The organism is Plantibacter sp. VKM Ac-2876 (genome assembly GCF_015350715.1).
Taxonomy (GTDB): Bacteria; Actinomycetota; Actinomycetes; order Actinomycetales; family Microbacteriaceae; genus Plantibacter; species Plantibacter auratus.
Genome location: NZ_JADKSI010000001.1, coordinates 439960 through 463782, shown reverse-complemented (window position 1 = coordinate 463782; position 23823 = coordinate 439960). Strand labels below are relative to the sequence as shown.

Below are 23823 nucleotides of genomic sequence, written 5' to 3'. Positions count from 1 at the left end.
CAGCCAAGCCGATCCGGGCGATCCGCCTCCAGGGGTTGACGCCCGCCCGGCACCAGGCGTCCCGCGCTAGCAGCCGCGTGCCGGGGCCGCCAGCCCCGGCGATTCCGAGGCGCGGCTCGTAGGGTGAAGCGCATGACCGCAGCTGGCGAGGATCTCCGTTCGTACGCACCGATCGGGGACGGCCGCACCGTCGCCCTCATCGGACTCCGTGGCCAGGTCGACTGGCTGCCGATCCCCGACCTCGGCTCCATGCCGGTGTTCGCCCGGCTGCTCGACGACGACTCCGGCGGGTGCATCGAGCTCGAGCCGGTCGGCGAGTACACCGTCACGCGACGCTACGTGTCCGGCACCAACGTGCTGCGCACGACCTTCACGACCGAGCACGGGCGTGCGACGATCACGGACGCACTCGTCACGGGCATCGCGGGTCGCCTGCCTTGGGCTGAACTCGCGCGCCGGATCGACGGGGTGTCGGGCAGTGTCGAGTTCACCTGGCGCGTCCGGCCCGGGACCGCACTGGGGACGGCCTCGCCCTGGATCGAGGACAGCACGCGCGGCCCCATCATCCGCTCCGGCGCGACGACGATCGCGGTCGTCGGCGACGAGTACGGGCCGGAGGAGGTCGAGGTCGACGGGGCCATGCCGACGGAGCTCTCCGGTCGGTTCACGACCACCGAGAACTCCCGTCACCTGCTGATCATCGTCGCCACCCACGGTGAGCCGATCCATCTGCCGGTCCCGGCGAACGTCGATGTCGGCATCGATCGGACGATCGACAACTGGCGCGCCTGGTCCCGGGCCTTCTCCTACGAAGGCCCCTGGGCGGATCAGGTGCAGCGCAGCGCGCTCGCGCTCAAACTCCTGATCTTCAGCCCCACCGGTGCCATCGCGGCCGCGGCGACCACCTCGCTCCCGGAGAACCCGCGCGGGGCCAAGAACTGGGACTACCGCTTCGCCTGGGTGCGCGACCTCGCGTACACCGCGCACGCGCTCGTCCGCTTCGGTCTCCGCGAGGAGACGCACGCGGCCGTGTCCTGGTTGCTGCGCACCATCCGCGAGAACGGGCCGGAGCTGCACATCTTCTACGGACTCGAGGGCGGTGTGCCCGATGGTGTGGTCGAGCACGACGTCGCCGGGTGGCGCTGCATCGGTCCGGTGGTCAGCGGGAACCCTGCCCAGGGGCAGCTGCAGCTCGGCGTCTACGGCGACCTCTTCGCGATCTGCCGCACCTACGTCGACGCCGGCAACGTGCTCGACGTGGAGACCGGCCGCCTGCTCGCCGAGGTCGCCGACCGCACCTGCGACCTCTGGCGGAACCGTGACGCCGGCATGTGGGAGCTGCCCCAGGAGGAGCACTACGTGTCGTCGAAGATGGGCTGCTGGCAGGCGCTCGGCGATGCGGTGCACCTGGCGGAGCTCGGGCAGGTCGCCGGCAGTGCCGACCGCTGGCGCACCGAGCAGACCCGCATCCGGGAGTGGATCGACGAGCACGGGTGGAACGAGGAGAGCGGCGCGTACGTCATGTTCCCCGGGAGCGACGACCTCGACGCCTCCGTACTGCTGCACGCGATGAGCGGGTTCGACCGCGGTGACAGGATGTCCTCGACGATCGACGCGCTGACGGCCGAACTCGGCGAGGGGGCGCTGCTGTACCGGTACTCGGGCGTGCAGCAGGAGGAGTACACCTTCGTCGCCTGTGCGTTCTGGCGGGCCTCCGCGCTCGCCTGCGTCGGTCGTCACGACGAGGCGATCGCGGCCATGGACGAGCTCGTCGGCATGACCAACGACGTCGGGATCCTCGCCGAGATGATCGACCCGGCCGACGGTGCGCACTGGGGCAACCTGCCGCAGGCGCTGAGCCACCTCGCGCTCATCAACGCGGCCCTCACGATCAAGGAGCTCACCGAGGAGGATTGACGTCCCCGGTCCCTGAGCTGCGGCGCACTGAGCCTGTCGAAGTGTCGAAGGGCACGCACGCGGGTACCCGCCGGATGCTGGGAAAGCAAGCCCCGCGGGCACACCCGTCCGGGTCCGTACCGTGGAGGTGATGGATGTTCACCCACAGGTCTTCCGAGACACCCCCGCGATCCTCGTCGAGAGCATCTGGTGGGACGCGCGCACCGACGAGGTCGTCTGGGTCGACATCACCGCGGGCACCCTCCATCGTGGGCCGATCGACGGTGCCGTCGACGGGCGCGACGACCGCGTCACCGAACTTCCTCCGCCGCTGAGCGCCGTTCAGCCGCGTGCGGCCGGCGGGTACATCGCCGCCCTCGGCGATCGGATCGCCACCCTGGACGACGACGGGCTCATCGACGAGACCCTCGCGAAACTCGACCACGCCCACTCGGGCATGCGCAGCAACGAGGCGAAGGTCGACCCGCTCGGTCGGTTCCTGGTCGGCTCGATGGACGACGCCTCGGACGACCCCGCCGCCGCGCTCTACCTGCTCGACGACGCCGGTCTGCGTACCCTCCTCGGTGGCTTCGGCGTCACCAACGGCTTCGAATGGTCGGATGACGGGCGAACGGTCTACGTGACCGACACGGCCGAACAGACCGTCTACCGTGCGGCCTACGACGACGACGGCGGTATCGGTGCGCTCGAGCCGTTCCTCGTCGGTCACGACTCCGACGGCCTCGCGCTCGACACGGAGGGCCGGTTCTGGAACGGCGTCTCGGGTGACGGGAGCGTCTTGCGTTGGGGCGCCGACGGTGCGGTCGAGGACCGGCTCACGGTCCCGGCACCAGCTGTCACCTCCGTCGCGTTCGTCGGTCCCGCGCTCGACACGCTGCTCGTCGGCACCGCCCGGGAAGGGCTCACCGAGGAACAGCTGCAGGACGCACCGCTCAGCGGCGGCATCTTCCGATTCGACGGGCTCGCGACCGGCCGACCCGTGGGCGTCTACGGCAACCGATCGCCCTCGGCGCGCACCGACGACGTCGACCCCATCTGACCTGCACGACTCCGATCTGTCCGACCACGACCAACCACTGAACGAGAGGACCATCACCATGGCCGACGACCAGTACACCTTCACCGACCCGGCGAAGCTCTACGCCCATATCACCGCCGAGAAGCAGCACCAGCCCGAGCCGGGTCTCGACGCGAAGCTCGACCCCAAGGCCGACCTCGGCGAGGAGAGCTACCGCGGTTCGGGTCGCCTCACCGGCCGCAAGGCGCTCATCACCGGCGGCGACTCCGGCATCGGTGCCGCCACGGCGATCGCCTTCGCCCGCGAGGGTGCCTCCGTCGCGCTGTCCTACCTGCCGGAGGAGGAAGAGGACGCACAGCGCATCGCCGGCATCGTCCGCGAGGCAGGCGTCACCGTCCTCACCCTGCCGGGCGATCTGCGGGACCCGTCCTACTGCCGCGACCTCGTCGCGCAGACGGTCGAGGGTCTCGGAGGACTCGACATCCTCGTGAACAACGGCGGCAAGCAGACGTTCAACGAGGACCTCACCACCCTCACGGACGAGCAGTTCGACGACACCTTCAAGACCAACGTCTACGCGATGTTCTGGCTCTCGAAGGCCGCGCTCCCGCACCTCCCGGCCGGCTCGTCGATCATCAACACGACGTCGATCCAGGCGTACTCGCCCTCCGACATCCTCGTGGACTACGCGTCGACCAAGGCGACCATCAACGCCTTCACGAAGGCGCTGGCGCAGCAGCTCGCGCCAAAGGGCATCCGCGTCAACGCGGTCGCGCCCGGCCCGATCTGGACGCCGCTCCAGGTGTCGGACGGTCAGCCGCAGGACAAGATCGCCGAGTTCGGCGAGGACACCCCGCTCGGCCGTATGGGCCAGCCGGCCGAGCTCGCGCCCGCCTACGTGTTCCTCGCGTCGGCGGAGTCGAGCTATGTGCTCGGTGAGACCCTGAACGTCAACGGCGGTATGCCCACGCCGTAACCCCGTCCCACCCCACAGCAGCCCGCGAACTGTCAGTTCCGGCTAGTCGGACCACCATCCGACTAGCTTGTTCTGACAGTTCGCGGGCTGTTTGGGTCAGTCCGTGCGGTCCGCTGCACGCCGGACCCGACGGCCCTCGAGGGCGTCCTTCGCGTCGCGGTCGGCGAGCGCCTTGATCGCGGCGTCCGAGCGCAGCGGCAGCTGCAGCTCCTGCTCCGCGGCGACACCCGAGGCGAGCTGGCGGCCACGCTGGATCTCGATGTCGAGCTGGGCGCCGAACAGCAGTGCGAGGTTCGCGATCCAGATCCACAGCAGGAAGATGATGATGCCGGCGAGCGAGCCGTAGGTGGCGTCGTAGTTGCTGAAGTTCGCGATGTAGAACCCAAACCCGACCGAGGCGATGAGCAGGATCAGGAGCGCGGCGAGCGCACCGATGCTGATCCAACGGAACTTCTCCGGCTTGATGTTCGGCGTCGCGGTGTACAGCACGGCGATGACGAAGACGAGCGCGGCGGCCATGACCGGCCACTTCGCGATCGACCAGACCGTGAGGCCCGTCTCACCGAGACCGACCGCCTGTCCGATGGCCTGGGCGACCGGGCCGGACACGATGAGTGCGAGGGCGATCACCGAGATGACGAGCAGGACGACGAGGGTCACGCCGAGCTGCGTCGGACGCAGGGACCAGATCTTGCGACCCTCCTCGACCCCGTACATGCGGTTGAGTGCGCGCCCGAAGCCGCCCACGTAGCCGGATGCCGACCACACGGCACCGCCGATACCGGCGATGAGCGCGAAGCCGATCGCGGGTGACTCGACGAACTGGTTCACCGCGTCGGTCAGGAAGCCGAGGCTGTCGCCCGGTGCGAGGTTGCCGACGATCTCGAGGAGGGCGTCGGTGCCGTTGCGGCTCTGTCCGAAGAGGCCGAGGATCGAGACGAGCGCGAGGACGGCCGGGAACAGCGACAGGATCGCGAAGTAGGTGAGGCCCGCGGCGAGGTCGGTGCACTGGTTCGAGGTGAAGGAGTGCAGCGTCCGCTTCAGGACGTAGCCCCAGGGGACGGGGACGCGCTGGGGGTTCATCGTCTCTTCCGCGTGGTCCGCATCGCGGTTCCGCGGATCGTCCGGCGTGCTGCGCTCGAGGCGGTCCTCCTTGGTGGGCTCAGACACGGTGCCCTCGGTTCGCACGCCACAGCAGGACGCCGGCGCCGACGACCGCGACCGAGGCGACGACGATGGCGGTGGTGCGCAAGTGGTACGCGACCGCGGTGCGGACGTCGAACTTTTGGGAGAGGAGGTCGAGCGTCTGCGCGAGGTGCTCACGCGTCTGCTCGACGTCGAGCTGCAGGGTGTTCAGTCCGGCGCCCTCGGGGGGAGTGGGGCGGGCGAGATCCTGGTCGCTCATGCTGCGGCCTCCTTGGTGTCGTGCTTCGAGTCGTGCTGCTGGTGCTCTGCGAGGTGGTCGCCGGTGAGGGCTTCGACACTGCGCTCGGGAACGGGCTTGGCGCCGGCCTTGAGCTTCTTGACGCCGACGAGCGCCAGGATCCCGGCGACGAGGATGAGGACGACGCCGACGATGAGGGCGGCGAGCCAGGCGGGGAGCACGGTGGCGAGTCCGAGGACGGCGGCCGCGATGAGCGTCCCGAAGCCGAAGAGCACGAGCACGAGGGCGACGACGAGCATCCCCGCGCCGATCCCGAGGTCCTTGGCCTTCTTCGTCATCTCCGCCTTGAACAGGGCGATCTCGCCCGTGACGAGGCGGACGACGTCCTCGCGGAGGTCGGTGAGGAGGGTCTTCATGGGAGGAAGTCCGCGGCGACTCCGTCTGCGGTCGGCCGCGCTGCTGGCATCGGTCATGTGAGCACTCTTCTCGTTGTGGTCCTCCAGCCCACACCCCTCGCGCGCGCGAGACAAGGGCTTGACAGGCGTGTCGGCCGATCGCGGAATAGGACGACCCTCAATTGGTTACATCTACAAGTAAACGGGGTAGCCTGTACCGACCTCACCACCCGATCGGAGACCGAATGTCCGCTGTGCTCGACGAGCGTCTGCTCGCCCCTGAGACGTCGATGGGCGCGGTCACACTCCGTGTCGGCGACCTCGACCTCATGTCCGGTTACTACGCCAACGCCTTCGCGATGGAGCCGCTCGAGGAGCGCAGCCGCGACCGCGAGGTGCACCGGGTGCTCGGTCGTGGCGACACCCCGCTCGTGCGGCTCGTGCACACGCCCGACCTGCCGGCCGTCGACCGGCGGCAGGCCGGCCTGTTCCACACGGCGTTCCTGTTCGAGGACGAGTCGAGTCTCTCGGCGACGGTCTATCGGGCGGCGCAGGATCCCCGCGGACAGTTCGTCGGGTCGAGCGACCACTTCGTGAGCGAGGCGTTCTACTTCACCGACCCGGAGGGCAACGGCGTCGAGCTGTACACGGACCGCCCGCGCAGCAGCTGGGTGCGCTCGGGCGACCAGATCGCCATGACCACCACGTACCTCGACCCGAACGCCTACCTGCAGCGTCATCTCACGGAGGACGCCCTCGGCGCCGGGCCGTCGCTGGCCGGTGCCGTCGGGCACGTGCACCTGCAGGTCGGCGACCTCGCCACCGCCCGAGCCTTCTACGTCGACGCCCTCGGGTTCGAGACGACGCAGACCGAGTACCCCGGCGCGATCTTCGCCTCCGCCGGCGGGTACCACCACCACATCGCGATGAACGTCTGGAACAGCCAGGGCGCCGGTCCTCGCGCGGCCGCCCTCGGCCTCGGCGACGTGTCGATCACCGTCCCCGACCTCGCGAACCTCGATACGCTGGCCGCGAGGCTGCGCGCCCGCACGATCCCCTTCGACGCGGACGGTCGTTCCGTGACCGCCTCCGACCCGTGGGGGACCCGCGTGACCGTGGCCCTGCCCGACCTGTCGACCGAGGAGCTGCTGTCCCGATGACCACCGCACTGCGCGACGTCCGTTCCGCCGACTGGGCCGATGCCGCGTCGTCCGCTCCCACCGTCGCGCTGCTCCTCCACGGCTACGGCTCGAACGAGCACGACCTCACCGGCCTCGTCGGGCCCCTCGCGCTCGACATGCCCTGGGTGTCGCTGCGTGCGCCGCTCGAGATGGGCCACGGCGGGGCGGCCTGGTTCGAGATCACGACGCCGGGCAACCCTGACCCGGAGCCGATCGCCCGCGCCACGGACGCCGTCTGGGACTGGATCGACGAGCACGTGTCGGCCGAGACGCGCATCGTGCCCATCGGATTCTCGCAGGGCGGCTTCATGGCCTCGCAGCTGCTGCGCACGCGGCCCGAGCGGGTCGTGGCGCCGGTCATCCTCGCCGGGTTCGTGCTGAGTGCGCCGCAGCCCGGCGACGAGGTGCTGGCCGCGACGAAGCCCGCGGTGTTCTGGGGGCGCGGGCTCGAGGACCGGGTCATCGCCGCGCCGGCCGTCGCGCGCGCCGCAGCGTGGTTGCCGCTGCACACGACCCTCACCGAGCGCACCTACCCGGGGCTCGCCCACGGGATCCACCAGGCCGAGATCGACGACGTGCGCACGTTCCTCGGCGAGCACGTCGGCTGATCTGTCACCAACAGCCGCTCAGGTCGTCGTCTCCGCAGGCATCACCACGTGCGGTCGCACGTGCTCGTAGACGACGCTCGTCCGGACGTCGGCGACCTCCTCGCGCTCGGTGAGCTTGTCGATGACGAAGGCGTAGAGCGCGTCGTTGTCGGTGACGGCGACCTGGAGCAGGAAGTCCTCGTTCCCGGAGACGACGAACACGCCGATGGTCTCCGGGAGGGTGATCGCCCAGCTGCGGAACGCGTCGATGTTGACGCGCGACGGCGGTCGGATCCGGATCGCGATGAGCGCCTGGACGGAGCGACCGAGCGACGGCAGGTCGACGTCGAGTCGCGCGCCGCGGATGACGCCCCGGCGGTACAGACCGCGGGTGCGGTCGAGTGCGGTGGTGGGGGAGACGCCGACCGCGGCCGCGATGTCGCGGTTGGTGCGCCGGGCGTCGCGTTGCAGTTCGCGCAGGATCGCCGTATCAAGTTCGTCCATGCGGTCGATTGTGCCAGTTCGGCCGGACGATGTACGGGCTCGGAACGACTATGGGTTCATTCGACGTAGCCTGAGGGTCGATCCGCGTACGACATCAGGGAGAGACATGACGGAAGAGCAGCTCGTCGGCTTCGCGCCGGAGGAGATCGACACGGCGGCGCCCACGCGGTCCGCCCGGCTGAAGTGGGTCGTCGTCGTGCAGCAGGACCTCCCGGCCGGTCGAGCCGTGAACGCGGCGGCCTGCGTCGCGGCGGCGGTCGGAGCACGGGTGCAGGGACTCCTCGGACCGGACGCCGTCGATGCCGACGGCTCGGCTCATCCCGGACTGCCGTGGGCCGGGTGCAGCGTGTTGGCCGCTCCGGTCGAGCAGCTGGCGGCGATCCGGGCCAAGGCGGCGGGCTCGGACGGTGTGCTCGTCGTCGACATGCCGGAGGCGGCCCAGCTCACCCGGGTCTACGACGAGTACCTCGCGGCGGTGGCGGAGACCGCGTCGGATGCGCTCGCCCCGCTGGCCGTCGCCCTGGTCGGGCCGCGCAACCGGGTGGACCGGATCGTCGGGCGACTGCCGCTGTTGGCCTGAAAGCGCATGCGTCAGGGCTTGAGGGAGATGGGGTGTGGCGGGCTGGCTAGGGTTGGCGGGTGAGCACCACCGTCCATCCCACGCAGGTCGCGCCGTCCGCAGTCGTCGTCACCGCCAGCCGTGTGGTCTACCTCCTGATCGCTGTGATCATCGCGATCTCGCTCGTCATCCAGATCGTCCTCGTCATCACCGGCGGCGCCGACGCCCGCTCGGGTGGCGTCGACATGTCCGTCGGCCTCGCCACCCGCTTCGCACGCATCTTCAGTGCGTTCACGATCCTCAGCAACCTCATCGTGCTCACGGTGTCCGTCCTGCTGGCGATCGACCCTCTGCGTGACGGCCGGCTTTGGCGGGTGGCACGGCTCGACGCCCTGCTCAGCATCGTCATCACCGGCATCGTCTACGCGGTCGTCCTCGCGCCGCAGGTGAACCTCACGGGGTGGGCGCTCGTCATCACGATCGGGTTCCACTACCTGTCCCCGTGGCTCACGCTCGGCGCCTGGCTCGTCTTCGGTCCGCGTCCGCGCTTCACCTGGAGCACCGTCGCCTGGGCGTTCCTCTGGCCGCTCGCCTGGGTGGTCTTCACCTTCATCCGTGGCGGTATCACCGGCTGGTACCCGTACCCCTTCCTCGATGCGACGCAGCTCGGCTTCGACGGCGCCGTCCGGAACGCGCTCATGGTGCTCGTCGTCGCGATCGTGTTCGCCGTGCTGCTCAAGCTCGTCGACCGGGTGTTGCCCGCCGCGCTCCGTCGCTGAGGTGAGGCGCCTGGTCGCCCGGCGGCGTTCCGGGTGACCATCTGCCTCACTTCGGGGCCGTGTCAGGATGGGGCATGCCCGTCGTCGAATCCCGCTGCACCGTGCCCGTCCCGCCCGACGTCGCGTTCGCGATCTCCCAGACCACCGGCGAGACCCGGATGCGCTGGGATCCGTTCATCCGGCGGCAGTACTTCCTCGACGGCGCGAAGGAGGCCGCCAAGGGCGTCCGCACCTTCACCGTCCAGCGGTTCGGGTTCCGGATGGTCAGCGAGTACGTCTCGTACCACCCGCCGACCAACGTCGGTATGAAGATGACCAAGGGCTCATGGTTCTTCGAGCGGCTCGCGGGCGGCTGGCGCTTCAGCCCGGTGGAGGGCGACGACCAGTGCACCCTCGCCGTGTGGCGCTACAACTTCACGTGCAAGCCGAAATGGTTGGCGCCGATCGCCGAGCGCATCGGTGCGATCGTCCTGCAGCGCGACATCGACCGCCGCATCCGAGGCTTCGCGCGCGGCTGCGAGGATCCCGCCGTGCTCGCCGCGGTCGCAGCAGCGGACTGATCCGGCACTCAGCGGGCGAGGAACGAGCCGATGCCGAATCGGGCGGTCACGCCGGGGCTGAAGAGCACCGAGTCGGGCTCGTGCTCGACGACACCCGGGAGGCCCGCCGCCGCGCAGAGCTCGTCCCGTAACGAGGTGACGCGCGCCGGGTGCAGGACCCAGGGTTCGTGCTCGTTCGGCAACCACTGCGTCCGACCGAAGCGGCTCTGGAAGAGCCCCCACCGCGCCGTCAGGAACTGTGACAGCTCGTCGCCGACGGTCGTCGCCCGGTCGACGTCGACGCCGAGCTGGAAGCCCGGACCCCGTGTCGTCGGCGACGTGGTGATCCGTCGCGACGCGTACTCCCAGCCGTCGTCCGTCGGCCGTTGCGCGGTCCGCGCCCACTGGTAAGGCAGGCCGAACATCGCGCGAGCCGCGAGGACCGCCGGCAGGCTCGACGCCTCGAGCGACCGGAACACGACGCCGCGACGCCCCTCGCTGTCGACCCCGTACAGCCGGACGTTCACCTCGGTGAAGGAACCGCCGACCGGCGACGGCGGCAGGGGGCCGATGCGGGCGTCGCCCAACTGGAAAGCGATGAGCCCGACCCACGTGGAGCCGTCGAAGACGTCGGGGACCACCCCGGGCGGGAGCAGCGGCGCGACGGCGCTCGCCGGGACGCGCCAGTGGACGAACGCCAGGTCCCGCCATTCCTGCGCGGCGACCACCGCGCCGGACAGTGCCGGTGCGCTCGAGGCGATCGGCCGGGGCTCGCCGGTCATGCCAGGTGCTCGTACTCGGGCAGGTCGATCTTGTCGGCCGGCGGGGAGAACAACTGCGCACCGACGAGCTTCGCCGGCTTCGACCCGGCCACGCGGAGTGCGGTGCGGAACGCCGCGACGCCGGCCTTCGACGTCGGATTGGCGAGCTGCGGCGTGCCCGGCGGCAACGACTGGGCCTGCTCGACGTAGGGGCGCATGATGCGTTCGTACCCGCGGAAGGCGTCCCGGTGGTGCACGTGCGCGGCCAGCTCGCCGGCCAGCACGTAGGCGCCGACGATCGACAGGCTCGTACCCATGCCGCTGACGGGCGACGCGCACCAGGCCGCGTCGCCGAGCAGTGCGACCCGCCCGGATGCCCAGCGGGGCGTCCTGACCTGGCCGATGGACTCGTAGTAGACGTCGTCGCTGTCGTCGAGGTGCTCGAGGATCCGGTTCGCCTGCCAGGGGAGTCCGACGAACCGGTTCCTGAGATGCCGTCGCTGCGCGTCGAGGTCGCGGCGCGCGGGGACGACGCCGTCGCCGCGGTCGGACGTGACCTCCGTCAACACCGCACGGGTGGTGCCGTGCCGGTCGGGTCGGAGCGTGACGCTGCGGCCACCGACGCCCGAGTACCACTGCCACCACGGCACGTCGGCGTCGTCGCGAGGGATCGTGAGGTACGTCATCTCGAGGCCGAGGGACCGGGTCACCGCCTCGCCGGGGAAGGCCAGCTCACGGGTCGACGATCGGATGCCGTCCGCCGCGATCACGAGGTCGAACGCTTCGTCAGCTCCATGTGCGAAGGACACGAGGACCCGTTCGCCGTCGTCGTCGAGTCCGGTGATGTGGTCGCCGTACCGATAGGTGGTGGTGCCGTCCGTCGCGTCGATGAAGATGCGGGCCAGGTCACCACGGAGGATCTCGACCTCGGCGGTCGCGCCGTCGGTCTCCGAGTCCGACACCGGGAACTCGGCGATCGTCTCACCGGCGTCACCGACGAACCGGGTGCCGCGCTCGCCGGTGGTCGCCGCGCGTGCGGCGTCCTCGAGCCCCGCGCGTCGCAGGACCTCCCGAGCAGCGCCCCGCACGTCGATGTTCTGGCCGCCGTCGCGGAACGCCGGCGCGCGCTCGACGACCGTCGTCTCCCAGCCGTAGCGGTTCAGCCAGAACGCCAGGCCGGGGCCGGCGATGCTGGCTCCGGAGATCAGGACGCGGGGAACGGTCATCGTGGTGCCACCTCTCGGGGAGCGTGGGATTGCCGCTCCGGTTGCCTCCATCATCGCGCTCGCCGATCCGAATCCCGCATGGTTGACAGCTCCGGCGGTGCAGGCGCCGGCCGCTTGTACGCTTGGGGCATGTCGAGGATCGAACGCAAGCGTCGCAAGCGGAGTGTGCGGGTCGATCGCGTGTACGACGGCGACGTCTACGTCCGCGTCAACTCCGTGGGATCCAGCGGCGATCGCTCCTTCATCCTCATCCCGGGCATCGGCGTCTCATCCACGTACTTCGAGCGCCTCGCGCCACACCTCAACGAGTTCGGGCCGGTGCACGCGCTCGACCTCCCCGGCTTCGGCGGGGTGCCGCACCCCTCGTCGACGCTCACGATCCGCGAGTACGCGGACCTCGTCGGTCGGGTCATCGACGAGCTCGATCTCAAGGACCCGATCATCGTCGGCCACTCGATGGGCAGCCAGGTGGTCAGCGACCTCGTCTCCCGTCGCCCCGAGTTGTCGACCCTCATCCTCATCGGCCCGGTCGTCGTGCCGGGTCAGCGCCGGGTGCTCACCCAGGCGGTCCGGTTCCTGCAGTCGAGCTGGCACGAGCCGCTCACGGTGAAGGTGCTCGCCGTCAGCGCGTACGTCTTCTGCGGCTTCAAGTGGTTCTCGCGGGTCCTGCCGGAGATGCTGACCTACCCGATCGAGGAGGCCCTGCCGAAGGTGCAGGCGCACACGCTCGTGATCCGTGGCGAGTACGACGCCGTCGCACCGCGCGAGTGGGTGGAGCGGGTCGGCGAACTCCTGCCCTCCTCACGCCTCTGGGAGATCCCAGGTGCTGCGCACTCCGTCATGTACGCGCACGCCGAGGAGGTCGCGAAGCTCTGCGTCGACCACGCCAGGCGCACGGTGGCGGACGGCGACGACGACCGGCTCCAGGTCTACCCCGAGGACTCGGACGGGAGCGACGACAAGGAGCCGGAGGCACCGCAGCCAGCGGCCATCGTCCAGGCCGTCGGAGGTCGGATCGAGGAGACGATCGGTATCGTCACCGACGACGACGACCGCGTGGCCGAGGGGAAGTCGCAGGTGGCCGACGCGGTCGCCTCCATCGACCACGACTGAGCGCTCGCTGGGATGCGGCGGTTCGTCGCTCAGCCGCGGGCCGGGCGACGAACCACCTCACCTCACCTCACCGTGTCGGCCCGCCGAACCAGCGCCGGATGGCCGGTTCGAGCGGCTCCCGCCCGTCGGCCAGCCAGACCACGTGACCATCCGGGCGCAGGAGCACCGCCGTGACCGCGAGCTCCGGGGTCGTGGTGACGACCCGGTCGACGCGTTCCGCCCACCCGGTGACGCTGTGGGTCCCGGTCTGGTCGAGCAGGAGCCCGCGACCCTCGTGGAGGAGGGTGAACAGGCGCCCGCCGTCGGCCAGGGGGAGGTCGTGGAGCCGTCGACCGAGCAGCGACCCGTCGTCCGAGCCGCGGTCCACTGCTGCGCCGGGACCTCCGACGTCGTATCGGACGCCGGTGGACGCGATCCGCTCGCCCAGGAAACGGGCCACGTCGTCGAGCCGCATCAGCTCCGAGAACAGCCGATGCACCGCCTGCGGGCCGGGGTCGGGGGACAGGAGGACGCTCTGTGCGCGGGCGAGCGTGAGGACGTCGTCGGCGACCGGGCGGCGCTCCGTCGCGTAGGTGTCGAGGAGGTCGGCCGGGGCCCACCCGGCGAGCTCGGCTGCCAGCTTCCATCCGAGGTTGAACGCGTCCTGGACCCCGAGGTTGAGGCCCTGCCCGCCGAGGGGCGGGTGCACGTGGGCGGCATCACCGGCGATGAGTACCCGGCCGACCCGGTAGCGCTCGGCGAGTCTCGTCGCATCGGTGAAGCGCGACAGCCAGCGCGGGGAATGTGCGCCGAAGTCGGTCCCGGCGAAGCGCTCGAGCCGGGCCCGGAACTCCTCGATCGTGGGAGTCGCCAGGCGTTCGTCGGCGGGGGCGTCGGCGGGCGCCACCGCGCGGAAGAACCCGTCGGACACCGGTCCGATGCCGAAGCCACGGTGCGTCTTCCGGACCTCCTCGGCGATGGCGGCGACCTCGTCGGCCGGGAGGGCGACCTGGATCTCCCCGAGGATCCACTCGGTCTGCGCGGCCTCGCCGGGGAAGCCGATGCCGAGGATCTTCCGAACGGTGCTCCGCCCGCCGTCGCATCCGACGAGCCACCGTGCCCGCAGGCGCTCACCGTCGTCCAGCTCGACGGTGACGCCGTCGTCGTCCTGTTCGAGGCCGACGAGTCCGCTCCCGCGACGCAGCTCGGCGCCGAGCTCGACCGCGCGTTCGGTCAGCAGCCGATCGGTCACCGGCTGCGGGAGACCGAGGACGTAGTCATGCTCGGTGTCGAGCGGGGCGGGTCGCGGCGGGACGATGCCGGCGAAGTGGCCGGTGGCCCCCGGGTACTGCGTGCCCTCGGCGAGGAACCGGTCGAGGATGCCGCGCTGGTCGAGGATCTCGATGCTTCGCGGGTGGAGGCCCAACGACCGCACGGCAGGGCTCGGCTCGGCGTCACGCTCGAGGATGAGGACGTCGACGCCGTGGAGCCGGAGTTCGGCGGCCAGCATCATGCCGGTCGGGCCGCCACCGCTGATGATGACGTCATGCATGAGGACCCCGTTCTCGTGGTCGGAGGCGACCGCGGCCACCCATTCTGGAGGCCGATGGGGGTCTTGCGGCAAGCCCCGGTGCCCGGCGTACTCTGGAACTGCGAGGAGACGCGGGCCCCTGCATCGATCACCCAGCCCGCCCCACCCGAGACGTCACATGCGGGTGGCGAGGATCGCTCCGTGCGGTCGCTGATCGAGGCTCGTCCTGGTGTGCGTCTCGGTGACCTCGAACCCCGCCCGGCGCACGTGCTCGGCCAGCTCCGTGATCGGCCAGCGATAGGCCGTCACGACGGCGTGGTCGAACGGCTCGACGGTCGGCCCCTCGAAACAGCCGATCAGGAGTCCGCCTCCCGGCCGGAGCACGCGAGCGAACTCCGCGAGTGAGGTGTCGATCGTGTCGGGACGGTGGTGGATCAGTGAGTACCAGGCGAGGACGCCGCCCACCGAGCCGGTCTCCGCGTCGAGGGTGTCGAGGCTGCCGAGGTCGAACCGGGTCTCCGGGTGCTCGGCGCGGGCGTGCGCGATGAACTCGGGGACCAGATCGATGCCGCGGATGTCGAGCCCGCGCGAGGCGAGGTACGCCGTCCAGTGCCCCGGGCCGCAGCCGGCGTCCAGCGCGGGACCGGCGATCCGGTCGGCCCAGGAGGTCACGAGCTGCCGGTCCGACGGGTGCACTGACGCCATCGTGCCCAGCAGCGTCGCATACTCGGTGGACCGTCGGGCGTAGGCGTCTCGGACGGTGCTCATGCTCTCACCGTACCGATGGGCCCGGATCACGCCTGCGGTGAGTCGTCCCCGGTGGACGCCTCACCCGTCGTTAGCCTGGCGAGCGCCGCCGCGACGAGGACGATGACGGCTGCCGCCGCGCAGATACCGACGACCGCGGTGGGCGCACCGGCCGCTTGGATGAGGACGCCGGCGATCGCACTGCCCGCTGCCGCACCGATGTTGTGTCCCGTGTTCACCCAGGTCGTCGCGGCGTTCTGCTGGTACCGCCCACCGGCTGCGTGCGCGGCGACGTAGGAGACGATCATGATCGGCGAGAAGAACAGCCCGGCGACCGCGAGGACGACGCTGACGGCGACGAAGCCGGTCACCGCGGCGATGAGCGATGCCGAGACGAGGAGCGCCCCCGCGAGTGCGACCAGCTGGCGGACGGCCGACCCTGGGACCGAGAGCGCTCCGTAGAGCAGCCCGCCGAGGGCGCTCCCGCCGGCGAAGAGCCCGAGGGCGATGCCCGCGGCGGCCGCACCACCGTGTTCCGCGAGCACGACCGGTGCGGCGACACTGATCGTGCCCGAGACCGCCCCGGCGACCAGCACCGGCAGGAGGATGGCGATGAAGCGGGCGTCGAGCAGGAGTGACCGCCCACGGTCGTGACGCGGGACGCTGCGATCCTGCGGAGCCATGCTGCCGACGGTCGACGTGCTCACGAAGAGGAGTCCGCCGATGAGGACGAACCCGGCGGGCACGAGGAGCGCCGTCCCCGGGGCGATGACGGCGAGGGCCAACCCGGCCGCCGCGGGTCCCGCGAGGTAGAGGAGCTCCTCGATGACCGCATCCAGGCTGAGTGCCTTGCGCAGGAGTTCCCCGTCGGGCGTGAGCCGACCCCAGGCGACACGCATCGTCGGCCCGAGTGGGGGAGCGAACGCGCCCGCCAGTCCCGCGAGCGTGATCAGCAGTGCTCCGGGAGCGGCGGTGAGCGACGCGACGGCCAGGGCCGCGATGGCGCCACCGAAGACGAGGATCAGGATGGCCAGGATGCGACGCGCGCCGTGGCGGTCGATGAACCAGGCCCGAAGCGGTGCGAGGAGGCTCGCCGTGGCGCCGTAGACGGCCACCGCGCCACCTGCGAGGGCGATCGAACCAGTCGCTTCGGAGACCGCGTAGAGCAGAGGCAGCAGCACCAGCGCGTAGGCGGATCTGCCGACGAGTGCGGACCCGAAGGTCAGCGGGACATGGGGAAGTGCGAGCACGTCGAGATAACGTGCTGTCCGGGTGGACGACATGAGAGGAACTCCAGTGAAACAGGGCGCGCTCGACGGCGCGCGGGGTGATCAGGATCGGGACGATGAGCGTCGGGGACGACGCGCGGGCCGATCAATCACGAACTGGAGACATGTGGGGCAGCCTATCGGCAACGACGAGCGTCGCGCTGCCGTCCGCTACAGCGTCGCCAGGAACGCCCGGATGTCGTCCGCGAGGAGCTCGGGCTCCTCGTGCGGGGCGAAATGGCCGCCTCGTGGCATGGTCGTGAACCGTCGCACGTCGTAGCTCCGCTCGGCCCAGCTGCGCGGCGGGCTCGCGAGGTCGTGCGGGAAGAGCGCGACCGCGGTCGGCACCTCGACCCGATCGACACGCGTCGTGATCCCGGTCGCGGACTCGTAGTACGGGCGGAGCGAGGTGCCGATCGCGTTCGAGAACCAGTAGACGGAGGCGAGCGTCGCGAGGTAGTCGTCGCTGAAGCGGGACGAGACGTCGCCGTCGCAGTCGCTCCACGCCCGATGCTTCTCGAGGATCCACGAGAGCAGGCCGACGGGGGAGTCGGACAGTGCGGGAGCGAGCGTGAGCGGACGCGTGTGGTGCTGATGCTCGTACGCACCCTCCTCGGCGTCCCAGGCCTCGACCCGGGCGAGATGCGCCTGCTCCTCCTCGGTGAGCGTCTCGGCGTCGACCTCGAGGGGCGCGGCGACTGCGAGGAGGTGGATGCCGGCGACCGCCTCGGGGTGCGCCTGCGCGAGCCGAGAGGTGATCCCGGCCCCGAGGTCGCCTCCATGGGCGGCGTACCGGGTGAAGCCGAGGTGATCGTGCATCAGCGTGTGCCACAGCTCGTGCGTCTGGTCGCCGAAGGTCGGCCGTTGCGGCGAGAACGGCAGTCCGGGCAGCGCGGGCACGATGACGGTGACGGCGCTCGCCGGGTCTCCGCCGTAGTGGGACGGCGTCGCGAGGCGCTTGGCGAGTCCGACCAGTTCGAGGGCGGTGCTCGGCCATCCGTTCGTGAGGACGACGGGGATGCCGCCCGGGGCCTCGGCGTCGAAGCGGAGGTAGGTGATGGTGGCGCCATCGATCTCGGCCCGGTGCCACGGCAGGGCGTTGATGTCCCGCTGCTGTGCCGCCCAGTCGAAGTCGTCCGCCCAGTAGGTGACGAGCCGCCGCAGCTCGTCCTGGTCGGTGCCGGCCTCCCAACCGACGTTCGGCCACCGTTCCGGCCAGCGGGTGTCGTGGAGTCTCCGACGGAGGTCGGCGAGGTCGTCGTCGCCGACGTCGATGACGGTCCGGCCTGCTGGCGACCGGGTCACCCGGTAGCGGCGTTCGATGCCCGCGGTCGCGCGTCCCCACTCGCTGGACGCGACGCGGGCCTGGTGTGCTGCGAACGACTCGTCGTCCTCGAAGACCTCGGCGACGTCCCAGACGAGTGGGTCGTCCGTCGGCGTCACCTCGAACGACACGCACCCCGGTTCGGCGCGGGTGAGAGCGACATGCTCCGGCAGATGGGTTTCGACGATCGCCACGTCGGTCGCTGTCGCGCAGATCAACTGGCCGGTCAGGTGCACGGTGGTCATGGTCTCACCGTAGCGAGGGTCGGCCCTCCGGCTGCTTCGTCCCGAGCTCCGCGCCGCGTTTCCAGAGCCACTCGACGGGGCCGAGTGCGAATCGCCGGAGCCAGAGGTGGGCGAAGCCGGTCACGAGCGCGGCGATGACGACGAACGCGGCGACGGTGACCGGGACACGCCACGCGCTCGTGAGTTCGGCGAGCCCGAGCCCCCATCCGTAGAAGAGCGCGCCGCCGAGGAGGTTTTGGAGCAGGTATGCGCTCAAGGCGACCTTCCCCAGCTCGCGGAGACGTGAGGCGATCCAGCCGTCAGTGCCGAAGCGGCGACAGAGCTCGACGGTGGCACCGAGGATGCCGAGCGCCACGAGGGGCGCGGCCAGGTAGCGTTCGGCGAGGAGTCCCCCGGTGCCGCCGGCGATCCCCAGGAGCAGGTCGACCGGGAGCGCGCAGGCACCGATGATCATCAGGCGCCGACGGAGGCGGCCGCCGGTCTCACCGAAGACCCCGGCCTGGAAGAGGTGTGCGCCGGCGAGGAACATCGCAAGCGTGAGGAATCCGATCAGCACGGGCTCTGCGCGGAAGACCCCCACGTTGTCGAGCCGGAAGACCGCCAGACCGAGGAACGAGTCAGTGGCATACGGGCTCGGGCCTGCGGGAAGCGCGAGGTCGCCGGACGCCGACGGTGTCGTGGCGATGAATGCGACGATCGCGCTGATGAGGAGGACGTGGAGTGCGCCGAAGACGGCGATCATGGCGCGCTGGGCGCGGGGCCTCGTGAGCAGGAGCCAGGCGACGATGGCGCCGGTGACCGCATAGCCCATGAGGACGTCGAACTCCGCGATGAGGACGTAGTTCACGGCGCCGTCGATGAGGAGCAGGGTGGCGCGCCACAGGTACCGGCCCGGCCAGCGCTGCTCGCGTCGGCGAGCGGTGGCGTGCTGGATCGCGAGTCCCGCGCCGAACATCAGGGTCAGGAGCGCGAGGAACTTGCCCTGCGTGAGGGCCATGAGGGCGAGCTGGATCGTGCCCGCCGCGGGGCCGGTCTCCGGCGTCACCGGGGCCGAGAGCATCCCGAGCAGACCCCAGGGGTGCGAGAACACCCAGATGTTGGTGCCGAGCGTGCCGAGGATCGCGAGTCCGCGGACGACGTCGAGTGCGGCGATGCGTCGGGAGGTCGGCGGCGACGGCGGCAATACGCTCGTATTGGTCATGTGAAGACCGTACCCTGTCGAGTGGGCGATGGCGAAAGCGGAGGCGATGACCGAGCAGGACACGAACAGGGATCGGATCCTCGATGCACTGCTGCGGATCATGGCGTCGCGCGGAGCCGATGCGCTGACGATCCGCACGGTCGCGAGCGAGGCCGGTGTCTCCGTCGGCGCGGTCCAGCATCACTTCCCGACGAAGGACCGACTGGTCGTCGCGGCGATGACCGAGGTCAACGAGCGGTTCCGTCAGCGCGTGGCGGCGCGGCTCGAGGCTGTGGCGTCCGAGGAGGAACGACTTCGGATCTTCTGTCGTGAGATCGCCTGCATTGAGGGTGACGACCTGACCGACGGGATCGTCTGGGTCGCCTTCGCAGCTCGGGCGAGCACGGAGACCGAGGTGCGCGCGATCCATGCCGTCGACTGGGCCCGCACGGAGGAGGTCCTGCTGCGGCTGCTCGTCGCAGCGTTCCCCGACGGCGGCTTGGTCGCGGACGATGCGGCACTCCTGCTCGCAGTGCTCGACGGCATCGCGGTCGCGCGAGCGGCGGAGCAGTCGGACCGGATGACACCGGAGCGCGCCGAACGGCTGATCGACGCGACGCTGCGGGGACTGCGCCGAGCGGACTGAGCCACGCCGGTCCGGCTCAGTCGACGTCCAGGTCGAGTTCGACGAGATAGCCGACCAGTCGTGGTTCGACCTCGCCCGGTGGTGGTGGGTCCGTCGTCTGCGCCGCTCGGGCGGCCGCTTCCGCCGCCTGCGCCGCTGCGCGTGCCGCGGCCGCCGCTGCCTCTGCCCCTGCCTGGGCGTCGGGGTGATCGATCCCGCGCGTGAGTGGGATCCGCGGTGTCTCCTCGACGACGGGTGGTCCGGGGACGGTCTCGTGGTCGGTGACGTAGTCGGAGACCGCTGCGCCGATGCCGATGTACACGCCGCTGCCTGGTGGGCCGACGAGGCGCCTCGCCGCGGGCAGAGCTCCAAGCGGCAACGGTGGTCGCTTGGTGTGGATGAGGCGCGAGGGGATCGAAACCCTCGACAGCTTCGCCAGCCTGCCCGTCAGCCGCTCCGGTGCGGCGTCCTCCTCGTGGTGCATCTCGACGCCGTCGATCCGCGCCGTCAGATCCGCCCCGATCTCCTCGGTCAGCCAGGTCCGCTGGCCGTCGTCGACGGGCCAGACGGAGAAGGTCGCCCGTTGGCCGGCTTCCAACGGTCCACCGCAACAATCCCACTCCCAGGAGCTGAGCCAGATGGTCCGCCGGGTCCTCCGTGCCGACTCCGGGGTGGCGGAACGCAGGCGCGACACCAGCTCGGTCGTGGGTGTGGTCAGGACGCGGAGGGCGATCGCGTCGCCGGGCATCGGTACACGGCCGAGCTCGCTGAGTCCCCAGCTGCGGTACATCGCTGCCGCCTCGGTCGCGCGCTCGTAGACGCCGATGACCGTCTGTGTCTCGGAGCGGTCCTGCAGGACGGCGGCCAGGCAGCCGCGGGCGATTCCACGTCCGCGCTGATCCTCCGCGACGGCGAGTTCGTGGACCACGACGGCGTCTGTCGGACGCGCGAGGGCGGCCGTAGCCGTGCTGCTGGAGTCGGCCAGCTGCGCCAGGATGCCGAGCCAGGCCGGGTCGGCGTCGAGGCCGTGGGCGAGCGCGAAGCCCACGATCCGGCCGTCGACCGTGGCGATGACGAGGCGTCCGCCACGGTGGCCGAGATGCTCCGGGCCCCACTGTCGGATGGTCGCGAGGTCGATCGCGTCCTCGTTGTACGGCTCGGCGGTGAACGCCGCGACGAACAGCTGCGTGACCTCACCCCACACGCCGTCGGGTGCGGATCCGGTGAACGAGGTGTAGCCGACCGGGCTCATCATCCAGCCAGCATAGGGAAGTGGCGCGAGCATCGAGCCCGCGAAGTGAGGCAGATCATCGTCAGAGAGGTGAGCGTGCGACCGTTCGACTCAACTCAGTGCGTCAGCCCGGAGTTCCGTGCTCAGGGCGGCGCGTTCAGCTGCGTCCAGCGGGACGAGTGGATAACGGCTCGCGTCCTCGCGGAACTCATAGCCGTCGCCGGTGGCACGCGGAATGACGTGGAGGTGGGCGTGGGGGATGCCCTGGTCCGCAGCCGCGCCGTTCGACATCAGCAGATTCGTCCCTTCGACGGCTTCTCCGAAGATCTTCCGAATCGCTCGATCCGCGCGCTGCGCGACGACAGCCATCTCGGTAATCTCCTCCTGATGCAGCGCCGCGAGATCCGCTGCGTGACGTGTCGGCAGGACGAGCACATGGCCACGATTGATCGGGTGGCGGTCGAGGACAGCGATGACACCGGTTCCCCGAGCGACCACGTCGAACGTGCCCTCCGTGATGTTCGTGCAGAAGTCACAAGCGTCGTCCGCGTTCATGGAGCTGACCCTAATCGATCGTGACTTCTCACGGACGTGTGTCCGCGGTCGGCGATTGACCCGTTGCTGTGTGGACACTTCGGCGCGTTGCGGTCATGTACAGACCAGACGCACCGACAGACTGCGAGGGACGACATGGACGATGACCAGCTGACCGAACTGCTCCGCGAGAGCGGTCCGCCCACCCGGGTGCCCTTGGCGCTGGCCGACCACCGTCGACGCATCGTGACTGCTGGATCGCGCGCGAGGACCATGCGTCGGCGGAACTGGTTCGTCGGCAGTTCCGTGGTGATCGTCCTACTCGCCGGTGGGGGAGCTGCCACCGCTGGATCCGATCTGGTCACGCCGTGGGGGTGGACCGCCGAGAACACCTTCGCGCGAGTGGACGATCGAGGAGCCTCGTGTTACGCCGGCGTGCGGGTCGAACCCGAAGGAGTGGCTGACGACGCACCGATCATGATCGCCGCGCGGGAGATCGCCTCCGGTATCTCGCTCGATGACCTGGACACCTCGGCCGCCGAGCGTCGCATCGTCGCCGAGAACGCCGATGCCACGGGCGATGGGCCTCGCGCTATCGGCCCGAGTCAGCTCCGGCGAGAAGCGCTTGATGCGGTGGTTGCGGAGACCGTGTTCGAAGGCCTCCGGGAGCAGGGCTTTCCGACAGATCCTGTGCCGGTGAGCGTCTACATTCGCGAGCGTTGTGGAGCCGGCGAATGAGGTTGACGAATGTGGAGGTCGAGCAGCGGCTGGCCGCCAACGATGCCGATCTCCTTCGCTATCTGCAGCGACGCCTCATCGACCGGGAGGACGCAGCTGATGCCTTCTCGGAGGTACTCCTCGTTGCGTGGAAGCAGCGTCGCAAGATGCCCGTCGATCACGAGCAGGCTCGGATGTGGTTGTTCGGGATCGCCCGCAACGTCTTGCGGTCGACACGGCGGGCTGGAGCCAGACGAACGGCCGCCACACAGCTGTTGATCGACGCGACACTGACCGATAGGACGGCGCCCGACGAGGCATCCGCGGTGCGCGACGCGATCGCCAGCTTGCCTGAAGAGCAGGCGGAACTCATCAGACTGACCTACTGGGATGGGTTCAGTTCGATCGAGGCAGGGGAGATGCTCGGCATCTCAGCCTCGGCCGTTCGCTCGCGCCTCGTCGGAGCACGCTTTGCGGTGCGCGCACTCCTCGCAGGTGACGCCTCGACGCACGGCGCTGGCCGGGGCAGCTTCACCACGTGATCGTCAGACGGATATGGGGTCATCCCGCTTCCGCAGAGTCGGTCGAGCGCCTGAGAATCGGGAGGTGCCCCTGAACTTCGTCGCCATCGACTTCGAGACCGCCAACTTCGATCGCGCATCCGTCTGCGCGGTCGGCCTGACCAAAGTCGTCGACGATCGAGTGGTCGCAACCGACTCCTGGTTCGTGCGACCGCCGACCGGCCTCGACTTCACGAACACCTACCTGCACGGCATCGGACCCGCCCACGTGGCATCGGCGCCGTCGTGGACTGAGACGCTGCAACGCATCGCCGGGGTGACGGCCGGAGTGCCGCTGGTCGCATACAGCCCGTTCGACAAGGGCGTCTACAACGCGGCCAACACGCTCACGGGCAGCACTCCCAGCGGATTCGACTTCCTCGATGCGCTCGCCGTCGTCAGGCACCACTGTCAGTTGCCCAGTCACCGGCTGCCCCTCGTCGTCGCCCACTTCGGGTTGCCGGACTTCGACCACCACGAGGCCGGCGCCGACTCGCTCGCGTGTGCACTCATCACGCTGCGCATCGCGGAGGAACGCGGTGCGAGTTCGCTCGAGGAGCTGTGGTCCTCCATCCCGACGCGCCCACGCACCAGAGCGGCCCGTTCGTACACGAGACAGGCCGACTTGCCTCAAGCCAGCCTCGAGGCGGATCCGGGTCATCCGCTCTTCGGCGAGGTTGTCTGCTTCTCGGGTGACCTCGACAGCTACACCAGGCCGGAAGCGCAGAAGATCGTGGCATCGTTCGGGGCGACCGTCTCCGCAAACGTGACGAAGAAGACATCTCTGGTCGTCATGGGCGGCTTCGATCCGGCGACGCTTCGTCCCGGGACGAAGCTCAGCACGAAGATCCAACGGGCACAGGAGCTGGCAGCCGGCGGTCAGTCCGTGGAGATCGTCACCGAGCAGACGTTCCTCGAGATCCTGAGCGTCTGACGACGTGTT

Annotated in this window: 26 protein-coding genes; 13 read left to right on the top strand and 13 right to left on the bottom strand. The window is 70.0% G+C overall.

Annotation, left to right across the window (positions count from 1 at the left end):
- The first annotated feature begins 132 nt into the window (after positions 1–132).
- The 3 genes from ITJ62_RS02175 (at position 133) to ITJ62_RS02165 (ending at position 3911) form a co-directional block, all read left to right on the top strand.
- Positions 133–1917, top strand: a complete 1785-nt coding sequence (locus ITJ62_RS02175; protein ID WP_194599503.1) for a glycoside hydrolase family 15 protein — start codon at positions 133–135, stop codon at positions 1915–1917.
- 130 nt (positions 1918–2047) lie between these two features.
- Complete coding sequence (locus tag ITJ62_RS02170) at positions 2048–2956, top strand: SMP-30/gluconolactonase/LRE family protein (protein WP_194599502.1); 909 nt, start codon at positions 2048–2050, stop codon at positions 2954–2956.
- Positions 2957–3014: 58 nt separating this feature from the next.
- Positions 3015–3911 (top strand): SDR family oxidoreductase, encoded by an 897-nt coding sequence (locus ITJ62_RS02165; protein WP_194599501.1) that lies wholly within the window; start codon positions 3015–3017, stop codon positions 3909–3911.
- 96 nt (positions 3912–4007) lie between these two features.
- Here the strand turns inward: ITJ62_RS02165 and ITJ62_RS02160 are convergent, their stop codons facing one another.
- From ITJ62_RS02160 to ITJ62_RS02150, 3 genes are read right to left on the bottom strand one after another with little or no spacing between them, the layout of a single operon-like run.
- Positions 4008–5081, bottom strand: a complete 1074-nt coding sequence (locus tag ITJ62_RS02160) for a YihY/virulence factor BrkB family protein (protein WP_370581785.1) — start codon at positions 5079–5081, stop codon at positions 4008–4010.
- On the bottom strand, positions 5074–5316 hold the full coding sequence (locus tag ITJ62_RS02155; RefSeq protein WP_194599500.1) for a DUF3618 domain-containing protein: 243 nt from the start codon (positions 5314–5316) through the stop codon (positions 5074–5076). The genes ITJ62_RS02160 and ITJ62_RS02155 overlap by 8 nt, the downstream gene beginning before the upstream one ends.
- Complete coding sequence (locus ITJ62_RS02150) at positions 5313–5768, bottom strand: phage holin family protein (RefSeq protein ID WP_071261765.1); 456 nt, start codon at positions 5766–5768, stop codon at positions 5313–5315. Before ITJ62_RS02150 ends, ITJ62_RS02155 begins: the two co-directional genes overlap by 4 nt.
- 167 nt (positions 5769–5935) lie before the next feature.
- Here ITJ62_RS02150 and ITJ62_RS02145 point away from each other — a divergent pair, with 167 nt between their 5' ends.
- Complete coding sequence (locus ITJ62_RS02145; protein ID WP_194599499.1) at positions 5936–6850, top strand: VOC family protein; 915 nt, start codon at positions 5936–5938, stop codon at positions 6848–6850.
- Positions 6847–7479, top strand: a complete 633-nt coding sequence (locus ITJ62_RS02140) for an alpha/beta hydrolase (protein WP_194599498.1) — start codon at positions 6847–6849, stop codon at positions 7477–7479. Before ITJ62_RS02145 ends, ITJ62_RS02140 begins: the two co-directional genes overlap by 4 nt.
- A gap of 18 nt (positions 7480–7497) precedes the next feature.
- Here ITJ62_RS02140 and ITJ62_RS02135 read toward each other — a convergent pair whose 3' ends face one another.
- Positions 7498–7962 (bottom strand): Lrp/AsnC family transcriptional regulator, encoded by a 465-nt coding sequence (locus ITJ62_RS02135; RefSeq protein WP_194599497.1) that lies wholly within the window; start codon positions 7960–7962, stop codon positions 7498–7500.
- Between the two features lie 106 nt (positions 7963–8068).
- Between ITJ62_RS02135 and ITJ62_RS02130 the strand changes: the two genes are divergently transcribed.
- The 3 genes from ITJ62_RS02130 (at position 8069) to ITJ62_RS02120 (ending at position 9860) form a co-directional block, all read left to right on the top strand.
- Positions 8069–8542, top strand: a complete 474-nt coding sequence (locus tag ITJ62_RS02130; RefSeq protein ID WP_194599496.1) for a DUF2000 domain-containing protein — start codon at positions 8069–8071, stop codon at positions 8540–8542.
- A gap of 59 nt (positions 8543–8601) precedes the next feature.
- Positions 8602–9300 carry a Pr6Pr family membrane protein gene (locus ITJ62_RS02125; protein WP_194599495.1) on the top strand — a complete coding sequence of 233 codons (699 nt, stop codon included), beginning with the start codon at positions 8602–8604 and terminating at the stop codon, positions 9298–9300.
- 74 nt (positions 9301–9374) lie between these two features.
- Complete coding sequence (locus ITJ62_RS02120; RefSeq protein WP_194599494.1) at positions 9375–9860, top strand: SRPBCC family protein; 486 nt, start codon at positions 9375–9377, stop codon at positions 9858–9860.
- 8 nt (positions 9861–9868) lie between these two features.
- On the opposite strand, the gene ITJ62_RS02115 is transcribed toward ITJ62_RS02120, so the two are convergent.
- Positions 9869–10621: a YqjF family protein gene (locus ITJ62_RS02115; protein WP_194599493.1), complete on the bottom strand. Its 753-nt coding sequence runs from the start codon at positions 10619–10621 to the stop codon at positions 9869–9871.
- A complete protein-coding gene (locus ITJ62_RS02110; protein ID WP_194599492.1) occupies positions 10618–11826 on the bottom strand; it encodes an FAD-dependent monooxygenase in 1209 nt (402 codons plus the stop codon). The genes ITJ62_RS02115 and ITJ62_RS02110 overlap by 4 nt, the downstream gene beginning before the upstream one ends.
- Positions 11827–11955: 129 nt before the next feature.
- Here ITJ62_RS02110 and ITJ62_RS02105 point away from each other — a divergent pair, with 129 nt between their 5' ends.
- Positions 11956–12939, top strand: coding sequence for an alpha/beta fold hydrolase (locus ITJ62_RS02105; protein WP_194599491.1), 984 nt, complete (start codon positions 11956–11958; stop codon positions 12937–12939).
- A gap of 67 nt (positions 12940–13006) precedes the next feature.
- On the opposite strand, the gene ITJ62_RS02100 is transcribed toward ITJ62_RS02105, so the two are convergent.
- The 5 genes from ITJ62_RS02100 to ITJ62_RS02080 all read right to left on the bottom strand — a co-directional run bounded on the left by ITJ62_RS02100 (position 13007) and on the right by ITJ62_RS02080 (position 19234).
- A complete protein-coding gene (locus ITJ62_RS02100) occupies positions 13007–14470 on the bottom strand; it encodes an FAD-dependent monooxygenase (RefSeq protein ID WP_194599490.1) in 1464 nt (487 codons plus the stop codon).
- 153 nt (positions 14471–14623) lie between these two features.
- Positions 14624–15217 carry a class I SAM-dependent methyltransferase gene (locus ITJ62_RS02095; protein WP_194599489.1) on the bottom strand — a complete coding sequence of 198 codons (594 nt, stop codon included), beginning with the start codon at positions 15215–15217 and terminating at the stop codon, positions 14624–14626.
- A 26-nt stretch (positions 15218–15243) separates the two neighbouring features.
- Positions 15244–16446 (bottom strand): MFS transporter, encoded by a 1203-nt coding sequence (locus ITJ62_RS02090; RefSeq protein ID WP_194599488.1) that lies wholly within the window; start codon positions 16444–16446, stop codon positions 15244–15246.
- A gap of 189 nt (positions 16447–16635) precedes the next feature.
- Entirely contained in the window at positions 16636–18033 is a 1398-nt protein-coding gene (locus ITJ62_RS02085) for an alpha/beta fold hydrolase (protein ID WP_194599487.1), read from the bottom strand.
- A gap of 4 nt (positions 18034–18037) precedes the next feature.
- Positions 18038–19234: a DUF418 domain-containing protein gene (locus ITJ62_RS02080; protein ID WP_194599486.1), complete on the bottom strand. Its 1197-nt coding sequence runs from the start codon at positions 19232–19234 to the stop codon at positions 18038–18040.
- A gap of 46 nt (positions 19235–19280) precedes the next feature.
- Between ITJ62_RS02080 and ITJ62_RS02075 the strand changes: the two genes are divergently transcribed.
- On the top strand, positions 19281–19859 hold the full coding sequence (locus ITJ62_RS02075) for a TetR/AcrR family transcriptional regulator (RefSeq protein ID WP_194599485.1): 579 nt from the start codon (positions 19281–19283) through the stop codon (positions 19857–19859).
- Between the two features lie 16 nt (positions 19860–19875).
- On the opposite strand, the gene ITJ62_RS02070 is transcribed toward ITJ62_RS02075, so the two are convergent.
- Together ITJ62_RS02070 and ITJ62_RS02065 are read right to left on the bottom strand one after the other, a co-directional pair.
- Positions 19876–21093, bottom strand: a complete 1218-nt coding sequence (locus ITJ62_RS02070; RefSeq protein WP_194599484.1) for a GNAT family N-acetyltransferase — start codon at positions 21091–21093, stop codon at positions 19876–19878.
- Between the two features lie 87 nt (positions 21094–21180).
- Entirely contained in the window at positions 21181–21624 is a 444-nt protein-coding gene (locus tag ITJ62_RS02065; protein WP_138946212.1) for an HIT family protein, read from the bottom strand.
- A gap of 435 nt (positions 21625–22059) precedes the next feature.
- Here ITJ62_RS02065 and ITJ62_RS18855 point away from each other — a divergent pair, with 435 nt between their 5' ends.
- From ITJ62_RS18855 to ITJ62_RS02050, 3 genes are all read left to right on the top strand, one after another.
- On the top strand, positions 22060–22341 hold the full coding sequence (locus tag ITJ62_RS18855; protein ID WP_138946213.1) for a hypothetical protein: 282 nt from the start codon (positions 22060–22062) through the stop codon (positions 22339–22341).
- 11 nt (positions 22342–22352) lie between these two features.
- Positions 22353–22862: a sigma-70 family RNA polymerase sigma factor gene (locus ITJ62_RS02055; RefSeq protein ID WP_194599482.1), complete on the top strand. Its 510-nt coding sequence runs from the start codon at positions 22353–22355 to the stop codon at positions 22860–22862.
- Positions 22863–22926: 64 nt separating this feature from the next.
- Positions 22927–23814, top strand: a complete 888-nt coding sequence (locus tag ITJ62_RS02050; RefSeq protein ID WP_194599481.1) for an exonuclease domain-containing protein — start codon at positions 22927–22929, stop codon at positions 23812–23814.
- Positions 23815–23823: the final 9 nt, after the last annotated feature.